Raw genomic sequence first — 3,391 nt, 5'->3', positions numbered from 1 at the left:
ACCCTGCCCGCGCCGCGCGTCGCAGCGCCTGCGGCGGCGGGCCGAAGGGGCGCTGCCGGCGAGGACCATCAAATCGTAGGAGGCGGCTTACGCTCGCCGGTGCTCAAGCGGGGTACTCCCGAAAACTTGCGCCAATCCGCCACATAACCCCGGAGGATGATTCTCCCCGAGCGATCCGAACGCTATCTAACGTTGCTTGCGGCCTGGTCGTCGCGTGCCACCTAAAGGCGGGTTTGGAGGAGTCGTGTTCCGTCCCGACGCACATGGCATCGCACATTCTCAGCTCACTGCTTTCGGCCAATGGTGTGAGGCCCGAACGGGGCAGCAGCTGCGCGATCACGCTGCGATGGACCGCTTCTCGGTGGAGGATTTCCACAGCTTCTGGCGTCTCTTCCTTGAGTGGTCCGACGTGCCGCGGGACGGCGCAGCCGAGCCCGTCTGCGTCGGCGATGCCTGCGAGACCGCGCGCTTCTTCCCGGATATTCGTCTCAACTACGCCGAGTGCCTCCTCGGCGGCAGTCCCGGCCAGCCGGTCCTGACAGCCTGCCACGCTGACGGCAGCCGCGACCGGTTCACGCGTGGCGCGTTGCGCGGCGCGGTTGGTCGATTGGCGAGGTCGTTGCAGCGGCTCGGTGTGCGCCCAGGTGACCACGTCGTGGCAATCGCACGCAACAATGCCGCGGCGGTCATTGCCTGTCTGGCGACCGCCGCCATTGGCGCGACTTTTGCCAGCTGCGCGCCGGACATGGGCGTGCCCGCTATCCTGGCGCGGTTCGCCCCTCTCGAGCCCGTGGTGCTCTTCGGCTGCCTTCGAGCGGAGCGATGGGATGCGGGAATCCCCGTCGCCGAGCGCGTCCTCGAAACGGCGGCCGGCCTGCCGAGCCTCGCGGCGATCATTGCGCTGGACGATGGCTCGCTGGACGCCGACGAGAGGACGCCGCCTCTGCACAGGCTGGCCGATCTGCTCGGTGATGATGATGGCGGCGAGATTGGGCCAGCCTGGCCCCGTCACCCATTCAACCATCTGCTGTTCACGATGTTCTCTTCGGGCACCACGGGCCCGCCGAAATGCATCCAGCACGGCGCCGGCGGCACCTTACTGGAGCATGTGAAGGAGCACCGGTTGCACTGTGATCTCAGGCACGGCGACAGGCTGTTCTTCCAAACCTCCTGCGGTTGGATGATGTGGAACTGGCAGCTCTCGGCGCTGGCGTCCGGCGTCGAGATTGTCCTCTACGACGGGCCGCTCGCAGCGGCGGACACGTTCTGGCGGATTGTTGCCGAGGAACGCGTGACCGTGTTTGGCACCAATCCCGCCTATCTGCATTTCTGCGCGGAGAAGGATTTCTCCCCCGGGCGGGTGTTCGACCTTTCCGCCCTGCGCACCATGCTCTCGACCGGCTCGATCCTCTATCCCCGCCAGTACGACTGGGTCAGCAGCGAAGTGAAGTCGTCGATTCCGCTGCAGACGATCTCAGGCGGCACGGATATCATCGGCTGCTTCGTCCTTGGCAGTCCGAATCTGCCGGTCCATCCCGGCGAGGCACAGTGCCGCAGCCTCGGCCTCGATGTCCGCTCGCTGCCGCCGCCTGACGATCCGCAGGCGGTGATAGGCGAACTGGTCTGCGCCAACCCTTTTCCCTCGCGGCCCCTCGGCTTTCATGGCGATGCGGACGGTGCCCGCTTCCACGCCGCCTACTTTGCTCAGAACCCCGGCTTTTGGACGCATGGCGATCTGATCGAGGCCACGCCTCATTGGGGCTGGCGCTTGCATGGTCGTTCAGACGGAGTCCTCAACGTGCGCGGCATCCGCATAGGGACCGCGGAGATCTACCGCATCCTCGATGACGTCGAGGAGATCGTTGAGGCGATGGCGGTCGAGCAACAAGCGGACGAGCCAGGCGGCACACGCATGGTTTTGTTGCTCGTGTTGCGCGAAGGCGTGGTGCTCGACAGCGCTCTCGCCAAGCATATTCGCTCTGAGCTTGCACACTGCGGCTCGCCGGCCTTCGTGCCGGCGCGTATCGCACAGGTCGACGCGCTTCCTGTCACCTTTAACGGCAAGCGGTCGGAAATCGCAGTGCGGGATGCGGTGAACGGCCGCCCTGTACGGAATCGCGACGCCCTGCAGAATGCCGAATGCCTTGAGGCCATTGCCAACCATCCGGTTCTGCGAGCGCCTCCGACCGCCAGTGCGCCTCGGGAGCCGACCCCGGTCTGTGGAGTGCTCCCAGACGTTGACCAGCTGCGGAAAGACCTGCAGGCGATCTGCGAGCGCGTGCTGGACGTGGCTCCCATCGGCTGGTCCGATAATCTTCTGGACTGCGGCGCAGACTCGCTGGCCGTAGTCAGCCTGCTCCTGGAGATCGAGAGCTATGCAGGGSATCCGATGCCCCTTTCGGCCTTTCTGCGGGCGCCGTCGATCGAAGGCCTGATCGCGGTCCTCTCCGGCGCGGAGGCAATGACGGCCCAGCAGCTTGGCCGGGCGGGCCTGCACGTCCGTGCCCTCGGTCCGGAGGACGTGGAACCGGTCTGCCGCTTTCTTGAGGAATCGTTTCGCGAGGCGGGCATCGATGCGACGAGATGGCGCCGTCTGTTCGATCATGGCTGGTCGGATCACACCCGCGGCTTCATACTTCTCGACGGCAACGCCTTGGTTGGATTCATCGGGGCAGTCGCTGCCCGGCGGCAGGTGAACGAGGAGGCAGTCCTCGTCTGCAATCTGTCCTCTTGGGTTGTACGCGCGCAGTACCGCGGCTGGGGTATGGCGCTGCTCGCCTCAATGCTGGATGACGCGAACGCCACATATACGTGCTTCACTCCACAGCCGTCGTCTTGGGCCGCCCTTATCGCACAGCGTTTCAAACCGCTGGACTCGCAGCGCATCGCCATGCCGCCATTGCTTCAGGCCGAGACCTTGTTCGGCTCGACCCGGCCGGTGATCAGCTTCGATCCGGCCGTGGTCCGCGAGAGACTGACCAGCCACCAAAGGCAAATCTTCGACGATCACGCGGCGTATGATTGCCTGCAGCTCATCGTCGTCGACGGGCCTGATTACGCCTATCTCGTGGTGAAGCGCCGCGATCATCGTCTTGCAGCAAGTCGATTGGGACGACTGGCACGGTTTCAGCCGCTCAGAATCCCATATTCGGACATTCTGCATTGTAGTGCGCCGGCTCTGCTGTTGCGGCATCTCGAGCGCGTCAAGCTGGCGATCTTGCGCCGGCAGCGAACGGCGGCGCTCGTCGCGGAGGCGCGAATCTTTCCGGTCCCACCACGAGGCATGATGCTCCCGATGATCACGTGTTTCCGTTCCCCGCTGATCGCCGACGACGAGCTCGACAGGCTGTATTCGGAAATCGTGCTCCTGCCCATCTGAAGGCGGACATTC

At 64.9% G+C, this 3,391-nt stretch carries 1 protein-coding gene; it reads left to right on the top strand.

What is annotated here, in order from left to right; genetic code table 11:
- Positions 1-244 precede the first annotated feature (244 nt).
- Positions 245-3,379, top strand: a complete 3,135-nt coding sequence (locus AC1D00_RS32605) for an acetoacetate--CoA ligase (protein WP_477013496.1) — start codon at positions 245-247, stop codon at positions 3,377-3,379.
- Positions 3,380-3,391: the final 12 nt, after the last annotated feature.

The sequence above is a fragment of the Bradyrhizobium sp. P2_E8 genome (genome assembly GCF_056403875.1).
This window is presented reverse-complemented; position numbering and strand designations above follow the sequence as displayed.